Raw genomic sequence first — 18,596 nt, 5'->3', positions numbered from 1 at the left:
TGAGTTATGACCAACGATTTATTTGCTGACCAAGATGCTAGCAACCAGACTAGCGCAACCCATACACAACTGCGCTATCAGCAGCTGGTGCAACTTATCATGCGTTACAATCAAGAATACTATGAGTTGGATCAGCCGAGTGTTCCTGATGCTGAGTACGATCGTCTATTTCGTGAGTTACAGCAATTAGAGGAGCTCCATCCAGAGCTAGCTAGCCCCAGTTCACCCACGCAAAAAGTAGGTGGAAAGGCCTTAACGGCTTTCACCCAAGTGACTCACGAAGTACCCATGTTAAGTTTGGATAATGCATTTGATAGCACCGAATTTATCGCTTTCGCTGAACGTGTGGCTGAACGATTAGATAGTGCAGAGGCAATCAGCTTTTGCTGCGAACCTAAACTTGATGGCGCTGCAGTAAGTATTCTATACGAGCAGGGCCAATTAGTTAGGGCCGCAACTCGTGGCGATGGTCAAACGGGTGAAGACATTACTGAAAACGTTAAAACCATACGTAATGTACCGCTGCAACTGCAAGGAGATTTTCCGCAGCGCTTAGAGGTACGTGGTGAAGTCTTTATGCCGCTAAAAGGCTTTAATTCATATAACCAGCAAGCGGCAGCTGCCAGTGAGAAAGTGTTTGCGAATCCGCGTAATGCGGCTGCTGGTAGTTTGCGGCAATTAGATTCCACTATTACGGCAAAGCGGCCACTCCATTTTTATGCCTATAGTATGGGTGTGGTCAGTGATGAGACACAACTCGCAGGCACTCACTTTGGGCGATTGCAGCAACTACAGCAATGGGGTTTACCCATCAGTGATGAGATTAGAGTGGTTGCTGATGCCCATGGTGTTAATGCTTACTATCAAGATATTTTGCAACGTCGAGCTGAATTGAGATACGAAATTGATGGGGTTGTGATCAAGGTTGATGATATTGGTCAACAACAAAATTTAGGCTTTGTATCGCGCGCACCTCGTTGGGCAATTGCATGGAAATTTCCGGCTCAAGAAGAGCTGACGCAACTGTTAGGGGTGGATTTTCAAGTCGGGCGTACTGGTGCAATAACGCCGGTAGCAAGGCTTGAGCCAGTTACCGTGGCCGGCGTAGTGGTCGCCAATGCCACCCTGCATAACGCCGATGAAATAGCTCGGCTTGATATCCATATTGGCGACACAGTGATTATTCGCCGAGCTGGTGATGTCATCCCGCAAGTGGTACAGGTGGTGTTAGATAGGCGTCCAGCCTCTGCCCAGTCAATTCAATTTCCACAGCACTGCCCGGTGTGCGGATCGCATATTGAACGTGCAGAAGGCGAAGCAGTTGCCCGTTGTACAGGTGGACTTATTTGTGCAGCACAGAGGCGTGAAGCCTTGAAACATTTTGCCTCCCGAAAAGCAATGGATATCGATGGACTTGGTGATAAGCTAATTGAGCAACTGGTCGACAAAGAGTGGGTGAAATCGCCCGCTGATTTGTACCGTTTAAATACTCGTGAATTAGCTTTCTTACCTCGTATGGGAGAAAAATCGGCTGATAAAATAGTAGCCGCTATTGCCGCAAGTAAACTTACGACCTTAGCTCGATTTATTTATGCCCTTGGTATTCGAGAGGTAGGCGAGGCTACTGCGGCTAATTTAGTGGCTCACTTTGCGTCACTCGAGGCCTTGCAACAGGCTAGTTTAGAAGAGTTAGAGCAGGTTAGTGATGTTGGCCACGTGGTAGCAAACCATATTTTTCAGTTCTTTCGAGAGCCGCATAATCAAAAGGTGATTGACGAATTGCTTGAACTTGGCATTCATTGGCCGGCGGTGACTAAACTGAGTAGCAGCGAGGCTACATTGGTAGGTCATACTTACGTGTTAACTGGCACTTTGACCCAATTAACGCGTGACCAAGCTAAGCAAGCTTTGCAGGCGCGAGGAGCTAAAGTTGCGGGAAGTGTATCAGCAAAAACGACGGCAGTGATTGCAGGCGATAATGCGGGTTCAAAATTAGCCAAAGCTGAGCAACTCGGTGTGAGTGTACTCAGCGAAGATGATTTAATTCAGTTAATACAGCCAGATTAACTTTGTGAGCTTAGCCGGGTGACATCAACAAGCAGTTTAAGTTGTTGTCCCGGCTGAAGGTATTTACTGCGACTAATTTGGTTCCATTTTTCAATATCCTGAATACTGACATTAAAGCGCGAGGCAATGCGAGCAAGGGAATCACCGGCCCGAACTTTATATTGTACACTGCGGACTACACCGCTAGCTTTTTGTTGTTGCGGTAACCATACCACCAACGTTTTACCTGGGCGCAAAGGGTCGGTTGGCGCCATACCATTCCAGCTCGCCAACGAGCGTAAATTCACTTCGTATTCACGGCTGATATCCCACAAAGTATCTCCGCTGACCACAGTATGCTCTATTTTATAAGCTCCGCGTGTTTGTGCTTGGGTACTTGCTAAACGCTGATCTGCGGACAAGCTGTAATCGTCTAAATCGCGAGTGGCCACCGGCACTAATAAATGATCACCAGCGCGAATAATATGACCATTAATATTATTGGCTTGTTGAATGGCTTGGGCAGTGGTGTGATAACGTTTTGCAATCACCAATAAGCTCTCACCCTGCTTTACCTTGTGGCGTGTCCACTGCACTAGCTCACTAGCATCTGCGCTGTTTAGCCATTGTTGTAACGTTTCTGCTTGTGGTAGCGGTAATAATAAGCGATGCGGGCCGTTAGGATCCGTGGCCCAACGATTATAGGCTGAGTTATAGTGATGGAGGGTGTCTAAATCTATGCCGGCTTGCTCAGCTGCTTTGGCTAAATCGATTTGAGCGTTTGCTTCAACCACCGCCAAAAATGGCATATTGGCAATCGGTAACCAGTGCTGTGCATACTCATCGTGATTGCGTAAAATATCAGCTAAGGCTAACAATTTGGGTACGTAAGCACGAGTTTCACGAGGTAAGTCAAGGGCCCAAAAGTCAGTTGGTAAGCTTTGCTGTTTATTGCGACGAATAGCGCCCGCGACACGCCCTTCACCAGAATTGTAGGCGGCTAAAGCATGCAACCAGTCGCCATCAAAACGTTTTTGTAGTGCATCTAAATAATCTAAAGCAGCGTGAGTTGCAGCATAAACATCACGTCGACCGTCGTACCACCAATTGATCTCCAAGCCATAGTGGCGTGCAGTTCCTGGAATAAATTGCCAAATTCCAGCAGCTCGACCATGGGAGTATGCAAAGGGATCAAAGGCGCTTTCCACAATAGGGAGTAAAGCCAATTCTAATGGCATGTCACGCTTTTCAATTTCTTCCACAATCATGTACATAAAAGGTTCAGCGCGCTTAGCCACTCGCTCCATATACTGTGGATTATTCATGTACCAGTTGCGTTGGCTAATGAGTCGCTGATTTTCTGGAGCTTGCATGGTTAGCTGGCGGCGAATACGCTGCCACAAATCGGCCTCTTGTTGTGGGCTTAGTTGCTCTAACTCAAACGTTGGCTGATCGGTAAATACCATCAGGGAACTTGTGGTGGTGACAGGCTCTGCAGGTTCTGCTACCTCATTGGCTAGGTCTGTGTTTACATTCACAGCAGAGCTAGCTGTTTTGTTATCAGCGGTAAGGTTACAACCTACAGTACTTACTGAGGTTAATGCGCAGAGTGTTAAGGCCAGCCATTTATTCATCTTGTAGTTATTTCCATTATTAATGCAAATTGCAGTTTACGGTATTAAAAGTTGTCTTTCCAGCGCCTTAATCGAGCAAATTCTGCGACCGACTGAGCTCGCAGAAATGGATTTATTTCCAATTCTTTCCCTAGTTGGCTTGGTAAGCTGCTTAATCCTTGCTGGCGTTGCTGTTTAACCCATCGTTGATGCATGAGCAATGCTTGATTCTCTGGTTCAGCTGCTCGCGCGAAGCGCAAATTTGCCTCGGTGTATTCATGTGCACAATAGACGTTGGTACTAGCTGGTAGTTCAGCTAAAGACTGTAAAGATTGCTGAAATTGCTCAGCGGTACCTTCGAACATGCGTCCGCAACCAGCTGAAAAAAGGGTATCACCGCAGAATAAGTAACCGGGAGTATAAAAGCATAGGTGATCTAACGTATGCCCTGGTGTGGCAAAGACTTGCCATTGGTTATCAAGCTCAGGGAGACGGAAGAGCTGACCATCATGCAAAGGATCGGTAATGCAGGCAATTGGTGTGGTTAAAGGTGCTGCCAAGGCTGGATCTGGGCCGAAGACTGGGATGGGCTGTCGCGGATAAGCCTCCAGCAAAGCTGCGATGCCATCGGTATGATCCCAATGATGATGGGTGATTAATATGGCTGCCAATGCCACTTGTTGTTCTGCAAGCCACGCAAGGACAGGCTCAGCGTCACCAGGGTCAACAATAACCGCAGCCGACCCCACCCGTGCTTGAATAGCCCAAATATAGTTATCATTAAAGGCTGGGATAGCTGAAACTAACATAAAGAATCTCCATCAGGTAAGTCGCATTAGATTACGCTTTCACCAGATTATCGCTTGAATAACTGTTTGATTAAAGTCTACTCTGAATGGAGCCTAACTTAGGAGTATCAATATGTGGTTTGAACCGGCGTTGCGACCTGATATCGCAGCAGGCCCGACTGATTGGCAGCAGCTTGTTCATGGCATTTGGCTGCGCGAACAAATCGAACAGCAACTAGATCCTCATTTGACCAAAATGTTTGGTTACCATTTTGTTCGTGTCGGCCAGTTAGCGCAGCAATTACAACTGACCCAAATACGCATCGGACACGAACTCCAAGTCGCTAAACAGTTGCCAGCAGAAGTGCTGGCTGACACCAATCATTGGCCTTTTGCCGAACATAGTCTGGATGCCATTCTCATGGTTGCAGAGCTTGAATTTGAGCGTGATCCGCATCAAGTACTGCGAGAGATGAGTCGTAGTTTAATTGCAGATGGGTATCTGATATTGGTAGGGTTCAATCCTTTTAGTCCCGCATTATTGCCAGGTCTTTGGCCTGGGCGAGGTGATCGTTTTCCGTGGTGTGGACGTTATTTTAGCAAAGCGCGAATTAATGACTGGCTTGCGCTGTTAAACTTTGAAATAATCACCAGCGAGTATTTTGTTCCAAGTTTATTTATTGAGCGTTTAAACCCAGCTAATAGTGTCTTGCAGCGTCTTTATCAGTGGTTTCCGCAACTGGGTAGCATGTATCTGGTGGTGGCGCGTAAGCGTGAAATGCCGTTGACGCTAACCCGCCAACGGGCACCCTTAAAAGCGAAACTGAAGCAGATGCCAGTGGCAAATAGAGTGGAGTAGTAATGGCAATTTTAGCGGCACTAATTATCGGTTTGAGTTTGGGATTGTTTGGTTCAGGCGGCTCTATCCTTACCGTCCCTGTGTTGTTGTATTTACTTGGTTTTGCTCCAGATATGGCGATTGCCGCATCTTTATTAATCGTTGGAGCGATCAGTTTGGGAGCATCGATACCGAACTTAACCAAACGCATTATTAGCTGGCGGCATGTGGCCTTTTTTGGTATCCCAGGAATGGTAGGAACCTATGCCGGTGCTTGGCTGGGCGGTTTGTTAAACCCAACCATTCAGTTGGTTACTTTTGCGATACTAATGCTGCTAGCAGCGGTCATGATGTGGCGTAAACGAGCTGCCGTAAATCCTGCGCCAGTAGCAATCAATCCTGTAAAGATCATCATTGAAGGCACCGTGGTTGGTATTATTACTGGCTTCGTCGGAGTAGGTGGTGGTTTCTTAATTGTGCCAGCCTTGGTCTTACTTGGCGGACTTAATTTAGTTGCTGCAGTGGCAACAAGCTTGGTGATTATTGCGCTAAAATCTTTTGTAGGCTTTTTCAAATATTACGAAATCCTAATAGCTAAGGGTTTTGAGTTCGATTGGCCAGCTATTACTGTGGTGATTATTGGCGGTATTGTTGGTAGTTATGCTGGTGGTTGGTTAGGAAAACGGATTGCCACTGCACCATTGCAAAAGGGGTTTGCTGTGTTTCTAGTGATCATGGCGGCTTTTGTGCTCTGGCAAAGTTTGTAGGTGACTGAAGCAACTGCTGTTTAGCAAAGATAACAGGGTTCAAAAGAACTCCAAAATAGCTGGTTAAACAATGTACATTATGGAGAAATGATCATGATTAATTCCCAAGATTTGTGTGCACGAGCTCGTGCTAATGTTAAAGAAATCGATGTCCATACCTTGCAACAAAAAATTGCCGAAGGTGCCCGAGTGATTGATGTGCGGGAACCTGCTGAGTATGCCGTTGGCCATATTCGGCAAGCGGTAAACATGCCACGAGGCGTGTTAGAAATGCAAATTAACCAGCATCCGGCTGTAGCTGGCTACGATGATGCCTTACAACGTATTGCAGCTGAACCCTTGTATTTAATTTGTCGTAGTGGTGGACGTTCGGCGCTGGCAGCAGAATCTTTGTTACGGATGGGATTTGATGCCGATAAGGTGATTTCAGTAGCAGGTGGCATGAATGCATGGGAGGAAGCTAAATATCCGCAAGTTGCTGGAGAGTAATCAACGTGAAGGCTTAGTTGTGACAAAGTCAGTTTGAGGAACTGGCTCTATCTCAATTTAGCAATATAGGTTGCCAGCAGTGGGCAGAACTACGCCTACGAGGGCCACAACCGCCGCGTTAAGGTGGCGGGCAACGGTGATACCCGCTACTATCTCTACAGCCGGTCGGGGCAGCTGTTATTGAGCGAAGACAACGGCGTTCAAACGAACTACATTTACCTTGGCAATAGGCTTATCGCTGAGGACCGCCAGGCAACAACCACCTTTATCCATACAGATAGGTTGGGCAGCCCGGTAGCACGAACCAACAGCGCAGGAGCGGTAGACCTTAACGCGGTGGTTGTAGGTATACCTCATCTAACAGTATCCGCTCCGTTGTAAGCGCAAGGCGGCCGTTTGTTTGTCGTCACGCTCTGGATAGGTGTGTTTTAAGTAGTAGAGCGCAGCATTAAGTTAAAATAAATCTTACAAAGAACCCTGGTTATTGGTGTCATCGTTACCTGAGTGTCTTGACTATGCGGATAAAATCGCCAAATGCTACAGCAGCCGGATGCAAATTGAAGAAAGCTTCCGAGACCAAAAAAGCCCGCGCTATGGCTTAGGGAGTGACTTGCACGGCACCAAATCCAAGTCACGTTTGAACTTATTAGAGTAGCGCTTCGTTGCAATTTGATGGTCTGATGCAGGCTATGCGGGTTTGCTTCAAAACTGAAACAGGTAGACCACCATCTCAACAAAAGCGCACAACCAGGCCATGCGCTTCCTCCCAGGGGGAAAGGACCACTAAATCGGTTGGGCGAGAGCTTGAAGAGAGCTGCGCATAATTTGTGTGTGCTCCTCTTTGTTGCCACCCTCAATTTCAATTTGTGCTAAGCGACCAGAGTTTTCGACCACCATTTTACAGCGCTCATAGCGTCTTTTCTGAAAGCTGGCTAAGGCGAGTTCTGCGGTGTGCTTTGTAGCTAACTCTTCAGCAAGCACCAATGCATCCTCGATGCCAATACAGGCACCTGAAGCTAAATGAGGTGTTGTTGCATGAACTGCATCGCCGATTAGCACGATCCGATTTTTGTACCAAGGCGCCGGCATTAGCACACGTTCCAGTGGTCTATACTGGATTAACGAAGTTTCATTTAACATCGAAGCCATTTGTTGCACCAGCGGGGCAGGGAATGCTTTTAAGAGTTCTTTTAGCCCAGACAAAAAAGTCGACGGTTCGATAAAATCGTTATTTACGCGATTTTCTGTCAGGAAAAGATACATAGAATCAGCTGACATTGGATTAACGCCAACCTTTAGATGCTGACTTACCCACATCATGGTGTTGTTTACTTCTGGCAGCCGAGGCAAAACTGCCCGCCACACACCTTGTCCAATGTACTCGGGCGGCTGAGCGTTCGGAAATACAGCTTTGCGCACCTGCGATAGTAGGCCGTCTGAACCGACAACTAGATCATAGTTTGCGCTGGTACCATCAGAAAAGGTGACAACAACGCCATTCTCTGAGTTTTCAAGTTTAGAGAATGTGATACCGAGTTTAACATTAGTACCAGCCTGCCGGGTCTTCTCTGCAAGAATTTTCGCCAAAGCCGGTCGCATAATAGCGCCTGAGCCCGGTAATTCATCTCCGCCAATCGGAGGTGTAGGGATGTGAGCCAAATGCACACCGTGTGGTGCATGAATGTCCACGCCGCTATGTGCGCTGCCGGTTTTGTGAGCAGCTTGCTAATGGTCAGTTGATCAGACTGTTAGCTGATGTCACTGCGCTCCCTGAACCTATTTCAATCCTGTATCCGCAAAGCCGCCATCTTTCTCCGGCTATTCGTGCTTTTATTGACTGGTGTACAGAGATCATCAGAAATGAAGCCTATGGTTGGTGAGTCTGGCACAGAAGTGCTGGTATGCGGTAATACCTGATATTTACACATGCTATATTCTTGGGTAGAATCTGCAGCTTATCTTTGGGGAGTAGCCGGCTTTCGAACGTTGTGTTGAAAGCGCCTGTATCAACATACTCGGTATTACCGTGGTGCAGGCAACCGAATTGGTAGGCGAGACCAACGGGCAACCCGCGCCGTCAAGGCCGGACGCATGGGCTGTTCGTTGTATGTCTTATCGGCCGGAGTAACTTCCATGAATCCTGTTTCAATTCTTTTACTTGGCCTTGCCATGTCTACCGATGCTTTTGCCGCTGCTTTGGGTAAAGGTGCGGGAATGCTTAAACCACGACTTTCAGAAGCTCTGCGTATCGGTTTGATCTTTGGTGTAGTTGAAGCCATAACTCCTGTTATCGGATGGCTGCTCGGCTCTGCAGCTTCCAGCATTATTGAAAATATCGACCACTGGATTGCCTTTGGATTGTTGTCTGCTCTTGGTGTTCATATGATTTATAAGGCCCTTAAGGCTGATGACACCGCTGAAGCAGAAAGCATGGAGAAAAAGGGATTACTACCTATTCTGCTGACAGGACTTGCAACCAGTATTGATGCTATGGCGGTAGGTGTCGGCCTTGCTTTTATCGAGGTAAACATTTTCATCATTGCAGGGGTAATCGGATTTTGTACCTTTGTGATGGTTACGATAGGCATTATGGCCGGAAGAGTTCTTGGATCGTTAATAGGAAAGCGTGCCGAAATTGCCGGAGGCATCATTCTTGTCTTAGTCGGCACGACTATCCTTTATGAACATTTGAACGCAGTATCGTAGCCAGTCATGCTGTTACAGCCAGCGGCGCACACTGGCTGTATAGCGGGTGTATTCACTACCAAACTGAGTTGTTAATATTTCTTCTTCAGGTTTAATCTGAAACATTGTCAGATACCAGATGAATACCGGAATACAGGCAAAGGCAGATAACTTACCCAGGAAAAATGCCCAGGCCAGCAACAGTAACAGAAAACCTAAGTACATAGGGTTACGGGTATAGTGATAAATCCCTGTGACAACCAATGAACTGGCTTTTGCCGGATCTGTCGGATCGACAGTAGTTCTGGCCAGCCGGAAAGCCAGAACACCTGCCAAGCAGATTATGATACCAAGCAGTGCCAGTATGGTTGTGAGCAAAAAAGATAGCGCTATGCCAGGAAGATACATTCCGGCAGGAACGGCCCACATCATACCGGCAATCAGCAAGGTTAGGGCAACTGGCGGCACTTTCAGAGCCAGTTGCTGAGAGCAGGAATGCCATCGTTTTTTATATTGAGTCATGTTATTCCGCTATGTTTTTGGCTGGAGTATAAGCCAGCAGACGCAGGGCGTTAAATACCACAATCAGTGTTGAACCTTCATGTACAGCCACCGCAGCACCGATGCCCAGCCCCATTATGGTTGCTGGCACCAGTAATGCTACGATACCAAGGCTGACAAATACATTCTGCAGAATAATGCGGCGGGTACGACGGCTTAAATCTACCGCAAAAGGCAGATGGCGCAGGTCGTCTGCCATCAGGGCAACATCTGCGGTTTCCAGTGCAACATCAGAGCCGGCTGCGCCCATGGCAATGCCGACACTGGCATTCGCCATAGCCGGTGCATCATTAACACCATCACCCACCATCGCAACCTGGGTTGTTTCGCGTAATTTACGGATAGCAGTGACTTTATCCTGTGGCATTAAATCGCCCCAGGCTTCATCCAGGCCAACTTCTTTTGCCACAGCTTCTGCAACCTGCTGGTTATCACCGGAGATCATAATCATTCTTGAGATACCCAGCTGCCGTAAGGTCGCTAACGCAGCTTTAGCGGCAGGGCGGGGGGTATCCATCAGGCCAATAGCGCCTAAATCGCGCTCTCCGTGGCGTATTGCCATAACAGTACGGCCACTGTTGCGCAAATCATTGATGGCTTCTGTTGTCTGCGGGTTTAGTGGCGCGATAGCTTGACCGGTTTCTTCATTACCAAACATCTTGGCTTTGCCAATCCAGACCGTTTTTCCATCCAGTTGTGCACTTACTCCCAAACCGGCATAGCTTTGCAGGTTTTCTGCCTGGGCTGGTTCTTTACCGGCCAGCCGTTTGCGGCCATCACGGGTGATTGCTGCGGCCAGCGGGTGGTCACTCAGTGCTTCTACTGCAACGGCTACACGCAGCAGTTCTTCTTCTGATACACCTTGTGCCACAACAATATCGGTAATATGCGGGCGGCCTTCAGTCAGCGTGCCGGTTTTATCAAACGCCATGGCGGTTAGTGCGCCCAGCTCTTCCAATGGTGCGCCGCCTTTAATTAATACGCCGCCACGGGCAGCTCTGGCAATACCGGATAATACGGCACTGGGGGTGGCAATGGCCAGTGCACAGGGGCTGGCGGCAACCAGTACCGCCATGGCACGGTAAAAACTATCGCGGAAAGGCTCGTCAATAACGACCCAGGCAAACAGCAATATCACGACCAGTCCCAGTACGGCGGGCACAAAAATACGCTCGAATTTATCGGTAAAGCGTTGAGTAGGGGACTTGCGTATCTCTGCTTCGCTCACCATCTTGACCGCACGGGCCAGAGCGGAATCGCTGGAGCGGCTGGTCACTTCTATCTCAATGGCTCCGCCACCATTTATGGTTCCGGCGAACACTTTGCTGGCAGCTTCTATAGAATCCGGGCGCTTGCGGGCAAACTCCGGATCATCAACCGGGTGTTTATCAACCGGAATACTTTCCCCGGTAACCGGCGCCTGGTTAATGCTGCTGGTGCCTTTAATCAGAAAACCGTCTGCAGGCAGGCGTTCGTTGGGGCGAACGACCACAATATCGCCCACTTCCAATGTTTCTACCGGAATTACCAGCAGTTGCTCATTACGGCGAACCATCGCTGTTTTAGGGGCCAGCTCCGCCAGTGCTTCGATAGCCCGTTTAGCTCTGCCCATGGCGTAGTGTTCCAGCGCATGTCCCAGACTAAACAAGAACAATAACAAGGCACCTTCAGCCCAGGCACCCAAAGCAGCCGCACCAGCCGCCGCAACCAGCATCAAGGTGTCAATTTCAAAACGTTTATGGCGAAGGTTTTCAATGGCTTCACGCAGGGTAAAAAAGCCACCGAAAAAATAGGCGCTAAGGTAACAGATAAAAGGTAGCCAGGCAGGCGTACTTGCTGACACTTTACCGATAATAAAACCAGCCGCCAGCATAAAACCACTGGCAAGTGCGAACAAAAGCTCTGTATTGGCGCCTAAAAAACCGGCATGTGAATGGGGTTCTGTCTCAGAATGAGAGTGATCTTTATGTTTATCGCTCATATCGGCTCCTTATATCTCACCTTTATACTATACCCCAGTATAGTAGTTGCTGTTTTGAGCAGGATCAATTGCTGAGCAGATTTTATTTATACGCTGATAGATCATTCTGGCACTGGCTAAACAATTCAAGTTGTGTTTCTCGCATCGTGGTTTGTACGTTAAATATTGCCAGCAGGGTATGAAAAAGGTTGTCGTGGCTGGCTTTCTGTTCTGTCTGCTGCTGTATACATGAGGTGTTTACCTTTTGACCTGTGATGTAGTTTTCGGACATCCACCATAGCAGTGGTATATGTGTCTGAGCTGTGGGAGCCATCCAGTACGGTAGCCCATGCAGGTAAATGCCATTTTCGCCCAGAGATTCCCCATGATCTGAAACATATAGCATGGCGGTTTGATAGTCCTTGGCCGCTGACAACTGCTTGATAACGGTAGCCAGCAACTGGTCGGTTGCAATAATGCTGTTATCATACGCATTGATCACATCTTGCTGTGAACACAACGGTAGTTGCTTGTTTTGACATTCCGGCACAAAAGCTTTGTCGGTTATTGCACTGCGCCGGTAATACTCCGGGCCATGACTGCCCAGTTGATGAAGCACGATCAGGCGGTCTTTTGTGGCGGTATTAGCCTTGCTAAGGTAAACCGGTAGCCGCTCGGTGAGTACACTGTCCAGACACTGGCCTTTGTCACAGCTGGAGTGATTTTGTTGCTCAAATAAAAACTCTGACGGTACACGGTTGCACACGCCTTTGCAGCCTGAGTTATTATCAAGCCAAGACACTTCAACACCGGCGTGTTGCAGTATATCCAGAACATTACTGCTGTTTTTGGCAGTGCTTTCTATATAGTCGGTACGCGACAGAGCCGAAAACATACAAGGTAAAGAGTGAGCCGTAGCCGTACCGCATGATGACGCTTGTTTAAAGCTATATACAGGCAGTGCACTGAGCAGCGGGGTGGTATTTCTGACATAACCATTTAGCCCAAAGTGATCGGCCCTGGCTGTTTCTCCGACCACCAAAACAATCAGCTTGGGTTTTGTCGAGGACGTTGCCGCAGGTAGCTGTTTGGCATCGAGACCAAGCTGATTAAAACTGACCGGAAATGCCGTTTTACGGATGTTATTGGCCAACGATACTGTGGCTGACAGGGTGCTGACGGGCAGTGCCAGATAACGTACTTCGCGGAAGTTGCGAAAAAAAGGCGCTAACTGTGAGTAATTGATTGTAACAATACTGAGCAGCGTTAGTATAATCAGCAGTATTGCCGCCAGCCAGTGCAGTAAAAAGCGTTTGCTGCGCACCATTTTGGTTCGGATAACGGTAACCGCCAGCAATGGAAACAGCATCAGCTTGGTCAATTGCCACAACATCCCGCCAGACAACAACCCTTGTGCTTCAGCCGGATCGGTTTCCAGTGCATTTTGCAGCATACTTTTATCAATGACGACACCGTAACTGGTATTAAAATACAGTGCGGTTGAGCCCAGCAGAAAGAGCAATAAAAATACCGGCTTTTGTACAGGCCGGAAGCTGAACAAGGTGAGTAACAGAAAATTCAGTAAAAATAATAATGATACAAGGCTGAGTTGTAATGAATACTGGCCTGCTGCCCTGGCTTGTATGGCATCGAAAAAGGGCGTGTTCAGTAGTAGGGTCATTGCCAAAGCGCCGACAAAAGCAAACCAGAGCGGATGCCATAGTGGCGAGCTATGGTTAAATGCTATGGTTTGCCGGGGCAGGGGTACTGTTTGCAAATGTGCGGTGGGCGTTAGGTCTGACATAAGCTTTCCATAATCTACTGATATGCAACGCAGCTTATGGGGCGGTGCTTAAGAAATGCTTAAATTCCTGTGGATCCTTAACAAACTATTGCTGCTACCTATAGCAGAAAGCCCTTTAAGGGCTTTCACAAGGGATATCATCGTTGTATTTACGTTCACGATACAGGTAAGAAGGAAGTTGTACCTGTGCTAAAGCCTGCTGTTGTTGCAAGGGGCTTACCGCTTCTTCAGAGAGCGTTAATTGCTGGTGTTCACGATTATAGTTGGCACTAACCGCCTTACCATCGGGTTTCAGAATAGTAAGTTTATCCTCTGTCATCAGGGCAAACAGATTGTCAAACTGTATCAGAGCCCGCCCAGAACTGGTACTGTCCAGCAACAGATCACGTCCCGTCATCGGGTGACAGGACGATATCCCAGCCATGCTAAGCAGAGTGGGAGCCAGATCAATCTGACTACTTAAGGTTGTGAGTATTTCAGGCTGAGTGTCTGCGCCCAGAATTAGTCCTGGAATGCGAAACTTTTCCACCGGGATCAGGTTACTGCCATATACCCTGTTATCATGATCTGCTACTACCAGAAACAGCGTATCCTGCCAATAAGGGCTTTTCATTGCTTGCTCAAAAAAGCGGCCCATTGACCAGTCTGCATATTTCACTGCATTGTAAGCCGTATTTTTAGGCTCTTGGTATAGTGAAATCCGGCCGTCCGGGAATTCGAAAGGTTCATGATTGCTAGAGGAAAATATCAGGCTGAAAAACGGTTGCTGCTGTTGATGCAGGGCCAATAACTGCTGATGTGCAGTTCTGAACAAGTCTTCATCGCTGGCTCCCCAACTACCTACCAGCACCGGATTACTGATTTTAGGTAAATCCACAATCTCCTGAAAACCATTGCCGGTAAAAAAGCTACGCATATTATCAAAGTGTGCTTCGCCACCATAAATAAACTGAGTGTGGTAGCCCTGTTTTTTTAAGATGGATGCCAGAGTGGTAAAACCTTGCTGACTGTTTGACAGCTTTACCGTGCTTTGGGCCGGTGTCGGCATAAAGCCGGCAACAACCGCTTCAATACCGCGTACTGAGCGAGTACCGGTAGCATACAGATTGTCAAACCAGATGCCTTGCTGTTTCAGCTGTTCCAGCTCTGGAGTGACCGGTGCGCCGCCAAGTGATTCAACAAAGGTGGCGCCCTGGCTTTCCATCAACACTATTACTATGTTCAGCGGTTTATTACGCTGTTTTACGGCTTGTTGCCAGTGTAAGGTTGGGTATTCTGCATTATTAAAATCATATTGCTGCAGCCAGGGCCAGTTAAGGCTTAAATTCAGCATTTGTGTCTCTGGCAGTTTACCGTATATTTCGCTGGAACGGGCTTCATGTTTGAGGTTATACAAGGCAAATAAAACCGAATAGCCCGAGTTGATGACGAGAGAATTCACCATAGCATCAGAGGTAATTGCAAACAGCGCCGGGTTAGCAGGGCGGTGTGCTGTAGTGGAACGGATGCCGGCAAATACCATAAAAACCACCAGGGGCCACAGTAGTAAATGCTGGCGCAGTGGCCATACTTGCAATGTGTGCTTCGGTAGCCTTAGCGCCCGGTGCAGCAGTAGAGCGGCTGCGACAGTTAACACGGTTCCTGCCACCAGTGGCAATCGGAAGCCATGCCATAAGGTAGAGAAAACTTCTTTCGGGTATTTCAGATACTCAATGTACAAGCGGTTTGGCCGTATATCGTATTGCTGAATAAAGGCAGGGGTGGATAGTTCGATAAATGCAATAAGGATTAAACCCGTCAGGCACCACCAATAGCTAAAACGAAACCAGCTGTGCTGTAATCCGGGACGCGCCCAGCACAGCGATAACAGAACGGGTATTGCAGACCAGATACAAAGTAGAATCAGGTCGGCCCGAATCCCCTGCAGGAATATCATGCCCAATTGGTCTGTAGGTGCTACCCTGTCATATAGCCATAGCACCAGACCAAGCCGGGCCGCACTTAATAGTACCAACCCGATAAGAATCATACGTAGTAAGTAGGTGTAGGGACCGCATGTTATTTGTCGTAATACCGGGAATTTTACTGCAGAAACTTTAGTCATAGAGGCTCGCCGTACTGCCAGATAGAGTGGCTGCAAGGCTAACGAACAATGCTTAAGACTTTCTTAAGACTGTGCTTTTATACTGTTATCTCCAATCATAGGGGGGTATATGAAATCAGAGGCTAAAGGGGTTAAACGGATCATGCTGGCCGGAGTCAATTCGTGGCAAGGGCTGGCCAGTAGCTGGAGATCAGAAGCGGCAATACGGCAGGAAATTATCTTATTACTGGTATTGCTACCTGTAGCCTTGTGGGTTGATGTATCTGCGGCCGAGCGTGCGCTATTGTTATTGAGTGCATTACTGATTCTGATCGTGGAGCTATTAAATACCGGCATTGAAGTGGTGGTGGATCGCATTGGCAGTGAATATCACGAGCTAAGCGGTAAAGCGAAAGATATTGGGTCGGCAGCTGTATTAATAACGCTCGTTGCCAGTGCCGCCGTCTGGTTATGTATTTTACTCTAAGCTAGCTGGAAAAAGCCTTTATGAGATTGTTACTGGTTGAAGATGATAGCCTGCTTGCGCAGGGGTTAATTACTGCATTATCACGTATGCATTACCGGACAGAACACTGTATTACCGGTTCGCAAGCCATAGTGGCAGCAACCAGTAGCGGGTTTGATGTGATTATTCTGGATCTGGGGTTGCCAGACGGGTTGGCATTACATGTAATTAAAACCTTACGGGCTAAAAAGGTTACAACACCTATTCTGGTGCTGACGGCATGGGATCATCTTGAAACCAAGGTTGAGGCATTAAATGCCGGCGCTGATGATTATGTGCTGAAACCCTGCGATAGCAGAGAAATTGAAGCCCGTTTAAGAGTATTACTGCGGCGTTATCAGCAACGACAGCAGGACATCCTGACTTGTCAGGAAGTAGAAATGAATATGCAGCAGCATCTTTGCCGCTATCAGGGGCGGGATATAGTACTGACTTCACGTGAGTTTTTGATCCTGAAAGAGTTTATGTTAAATCCGGATAAAATTCTGAGTAGACAGTATCTGGATGAACTCAGTTCGGGCTGGACAGGCGAAACAGAAAGTAACTCCATAGAGGTGCATATTCATAATATCCGTAAAAAAACTACAGCATCGCTGATAAAAACGGTCAGAGGAGTCGGTTATATGCTGGTGAGTCATCGTGAAAATTAACAGTATTCGCCGGATGCTGTTGCTCAGTGTTAATGCGGTTATCCTGTTAATGTTACTGATTACCAGCCTGAACACATGGTTTAATGTTCATCATGAAATTGACGAGTTATTTGATGCTCAGTTGGCACAATATGCACGGTTAGTTCGTCATTTACTGGTAGAGCCCAATACTCCCCTGACTGCAGATAGTGATCACGCCATTGAAATGCCATTTTTGCTGGACGATGGCATAGAGCGTACTTCTGCAGAAGAACGGTATTCCGAGGGGCATAAGTACGAAAGCAAAATTGCAGTTCAGGTCTGGCATGAAAATGGTCAACTGTTAATCCGTTCCGGTAATGTCGGCAAAACGCCATTGTTGCCCAAACAGTCAGGTTTTCACGAGATCCGGCATAATCAATACCTGTGGATTGGCTTTAGCTTATATGTGCCTGATGAAAAAGCCTGGATCTTTACTGCGCAACGGGAAGATGTTCGGGACGAGTTAAGCTGGCATTTAACACTGAATCAGTTGTTACCGCTGGGGATAGCGATATTGCCAATAATATTACTGGTTTGGCTTGCTGTGGAATGGGGCACGAAGCCGGTGCGGGAATTATCGAAAAAGCTGGCAGAAACCAACCCTACTGAATTACAACCTATTGAGATGCCGTTGCCGCGAGAGTTAAAGCCATTCAAGGACGCTGTGAATAAACTAATGGCTGAGTTAAAAGCTTATCTTAAAAAAGAAAAAATGTTTATTGCGGATGTATCTCATGAATTAAGAACCCCGCTTAGTGTTTTACAAGTGCATACCGATAATCTGGAAAAAGCGACCGATAGCCAAGAGCAACGTACAGCGATACAAGCCATTGGAAAAAGTACACGCCGTCTGGCACACCTGGTTAAGCAGTTAATGGAAACAGAAAAACTGGAGCATAATATTGTACTGCAATATCAGGAAATTCAGCTTCTTAGGCTAACAGAAGATGCTTTGGCGTCGGTTGATTTGCCGCTAATTGATCGCGTAATTTGGGTGGTCGATATACCAAAGCAGCTACAGGTTCGTGTCGATCCTGCATTATTTCATGCTGCATTGCGTAATTTACTGGACAATGCGGCTAAGTATGCACCTGCTCAAAGTGAGGTCAGTATCAAGGCGCGTATAGAACAGCACGCTGTAGTGATAAGTGTGAGTAATGCAATTAATGGTGATATTACGCTTGAGCTAGCCCGATTGGGAGAGCGCTTTTTCCGGAGTTATGGTCATCAGGATGTTGCAGGAGCTGGCCTTGGATTATCGATTACCCGCAAAATTGTTAACTTACACGGCGGAAAGTTAGTTTTTTCACAAGACATAACCGGGCGTTTTGTAACAGAGCTCTTTTTGCCACAAACAACATAAAATAAGAGACAGCTTTTATAGCTACAGACTTGAGAAAGATTAAAACTGACTATACTATAGGGGAGTATAGTTACGGAGTACGGTATGACTCATTCAATTACCAATAAACCCAAGTTACTGACGCGGGTACGGCGGATTAAAGGTCAGGTTGAAGGGCTGGAAAAACAGCTGCTGGCCGAAGGTGATTGTAGTAAAGTACTACAGCAAATTGCTGCGGTGCGAGGTGCTATAAATGGCCTGATGACTGAGATACTGGAACACCATATTCGTGATCATCTGGCAGGCGATAACCTGGAGCCTTTACAGCGCGACGCGGATGTAGAACAGGTTATTAGCGTATTGCGCTCGTACCTTAAAAGCTAACTTCGTTAAATTAGTAAGGCGGTCATTATTTTGATAAGC

The 18,596-nt window shown here is 47.3% G+C and carries 16 protein-coding genes, 2 pseudogenes and 1 riboswitch; of the genes and pseudogenes, 11 read left to right on the top strand and 7 right to left on the bottom strand.

Annotated elements, in window-relative coordinates:
- The first annotated feature begins 6 nt into the window (after positions 1–6).
- Positions 7–2,067, top strand: coding sequence for an NAD-dependent DNA ligase LigA (gene ligA, locus ACQ661_RS02635; protein WP_431667523.1), 2,061 nt, complete (start codon positions 7–9; stop codon positions 2,065–2,067).
- Here ligA and ACQ661_RS02630 read toward each other — a convergent pair.
- Both ACQ661_RS02630 and gloB read right to left on the bottom strand, forming a co-directional pair.
- Positions 2,064–3,680, bottom strand: coding sequence for a LysM peptidoglycan-binding domain-containing protein (locus tag ACQ661_RS02630; protein WP_313932111.1), 1,617 nt, complete (start codon positions 3,678–3,680; stop codon positions 2,064–2,066). The two genes, ligA and ACQ661_RS02630, sit on opposite strands and share 4 nt — an antisense overlap.
- A 44-nt stretch (positions 3,681–3,724) precedes the next feature.
- Positions 3,725–4,468, bottom strand: coding sequence for a hydroxyacylglutathione hydrolase (gene gloB / locus ACQ661_RS02625; RefSeq protein WP_313932112.1), 744 nt, complete (start codon positions 4,466–4,468; stop codon positions 3,725–3,727).
- 112 nt (positions 4,469–4,580) lie between these two features.
- Between gloB and ACQ661_RS02620 the strand changes: the two genes are divergently transcribed.
- From ACQ661_RS02620 to ACQ661_RS02605, 4 genes and pseudogenes are all read left to right on the top strand, one after another.
- The gene (locus ACQ661_RS02620) at positions 4,581–5,306 is read left to right on the top strand and encodes a methyltransferase domain-containing protein (protein ID WP_313932113.1); all 726 of its coding nucleotides are present in this window, start codon (positions 4,581–4,583) and stop codon (positions 5,304–5,306) included.
- Positions 5,307–5,308: 2 nt separating this feature from the next.
- Positions 5,309–6,052: a sulfite exporter TauE/SafE family protein gene (locus ACQ661_RS02615; protein ID WP_110076238.1), complete on the top strand. Its 744-nt coding sequence runs from the start codon at positions 5,309–5,311 to the stop codon at positions 6,050–6,052.
- A 93-nt stretch (positions 6,053–6,145) separates the two neighbouring features.
- On the top strand, positions 6,146–6,541 hold the full coding sequence (locus tag ACQ661_RS02610; RefSeq protein WP_153826766.1) for a rhodanese-like domain-containing protein: 396 nt from the start codon (positions 6,146–6,148) through the stop codon (positions 6,539–6,541).
- A 457-nt stretch (positions 6,542–6,998) separates the two neighbouring features.
- Positions 6,999–7,190, top strand: a pseudogene (locus tag ACQ661_RS02605) (IS4 family transposase); the annotation flags it as partial.
- 134 nt (positions 7,191–7,324) lie between these two features.
- Here the strand turns inward: ACQ661_RS02605 and ACQ661_RS02600 are convergent.
- Positions 7,325–8,245: pseudogene (locus tag ACQ661_RS02600) on the bottom strand (FAD-dependent oxidoreductase); the annotation flags it as partial.
- On the opposite strand from ACQ661_RS02600, the gene ACQ661_RS02595 reads away from it, so the two are divergent.
- Positions 8,212–8,421 (top strand): LysR substrate-binding domain-containing protein, encoded by a 210-nt coding sequence (locus ACQ661_RS02595; RefSeq protein ID WP_083847130.1) that lies wholly within the window; start codon positions 8,212–8,214, stop codon positions 8,419–8,421. The pseudogene ACQ661_RS02600 and the gene ACQ661_RS02595 sit on opposite strands and share 34 nt — an antisense overlap.
- 71 nt (positions 8,422–8,492) lie before the next feature.
- Positions 8,493–8,667, top strand: a riboswitch (yybP-ykoY riboswitch).
- 7 nt (positions 8,668–8,674) lie between these two features.
- A complete protein-coding gene (locus ACQ661_RS02590) occupies positions 8,675–9,247 on the top strand; it encodes a manganese efflux pump MntP (RefSeq protein ID WP_008984046.1) in 573 nt (190 codons plus the stop codon).
- 12 nt (positions 9,248–9,259) lie between these two features.
- Here ACQ661_RS02590 and ACQ661_RS02585 read toward each other — a convergent pair whose 3' ends face one another.
- The 4 genes from ACQ661_RS02585 to ACQ661_RS02570 all read right to left on the bottom strand — a co-directional run bounded on the left by ACQ661_RS02585 (position 9,260) and on the right by ACQ661_RS02570 (position 15,655).
- Positions 9,260–9,748, bottom strand: coding sequence for a methyltransferase family protein (locus tag ACQ661_RS02585; RefSeq protein ID WP_008984045.1), 489 nt, complete (start codon positions 9,746–9,748; stop codon positions 9,260–9,262).
- Between the two features lies 1 nt (position 9,749).
- The gene (locus ACQ661_RS02580; RefSeq protein WP_313932114.1) at positions 9,750–11,768 is read right to left on the bottom strand and encodes a heavy metal translocating P-type ATPase; all 2,019 of its coding nucleotides are present in this window, start codon (positions 11,766–11,768) and stop codon (positions 9,750–9,752) included.
- An 82-nt stretch (positions 11,769–11,850) separates the two neighbouring features.
- A complete protein-coding gene (locus tag ACQ661_RS02575; RefSeq protein WP_008984043.1) occupies positions 11,851–13,551 on the bottom strand; it encodes a phosphoethanolamine transferase in 1,701 nt (566 codons plus the stop codon).
- Positions 13,552–13,666: 115 nt separating this feature from the next.
- Complete coding sequence (locus ACQ661_RS02570) at positions 13,667–15,655, bottom strand: LTA synthase family protein (protein WP_050979281.1); 1,989 nt, start codon at positions 15,653–15,655, stop codon at positions 13,667–13,669.
- A gap of 109 nt (positions 15,656–15,764) precedes the next feature.
- Here ACQ661_RS02570 and ACQ661_RS02565 point away from each other — a divergent pair, with 109 nt between their 5' ends.
- From ACQ661_RS02565 to ACQ661_RS02550, 4 genes are all read left to right on the top strand, one after another.
- Positions 15,765–16,121, top strand: a complete 357-nt coding sequence (locus tag ACQ661_RS02565; RefSeq protein WP_008223741.1) for a diacylglycerol kinase — start codon at positions 15,765–15,767, stop codon at positions 16,119–16,121.
- Between the two features lie 20 nt (positions 16,122–16,141).
- A complete protein-coding gene (locus ACQ661_RS02560; protein ID WP_431667519.1) occupies positions 16,142–16,810 on the top strand; it encodes a response regulator in 669 nt (222 codons plus the stop codon).
- Positions 16,800–18,194: an ATP-binding protein gene (locus tag ACQ661_RS02555; RefSeq protein ID WP_008984040.1), complete on the top strand. Its 1,395-nt coding sequence runs from the start codon at positions 16,800–16,802 to the stop codon at positions 18,192–18,194. Before ACQ661_RS02560 ends, ACQ661_RS02555 begins: the two co-directional genes overlap by 11 nt.
- A gap of 84 nt (positions 18,195–18,278) precedes the next feature.
- Positions 18,279–18,557 carry a metal/formaldehyde-sensitive transcriptional repressor gene (locus ACQ661_RS02550; RefSeq protein ID WP_008984039.1) on the top strand — a complete coding sequence of 93 codons (279 nt, stop codon included), beginning with the start codon at positions 18,279–18,281 and terminating at the stop codon, positions 18,555–18,557.
- Positions 18,558–18,596 lie beyond the last annotated feature (39 nt).

The organism is Pseudidiomarina sp. WS423, assembly GCF_050750165.1.
In the GTDB taxonomy this organism is placed as follows: Bacteria; Pseudomonadota; Gammaproteobacteria; order Enterobacterales; family Alteromonadaceae; genus Pseudidiomarina; species Pseudidiomarina fusca.
This window is presented reverse-complemented; position numbering and strand designations above follow the sequence as displayed.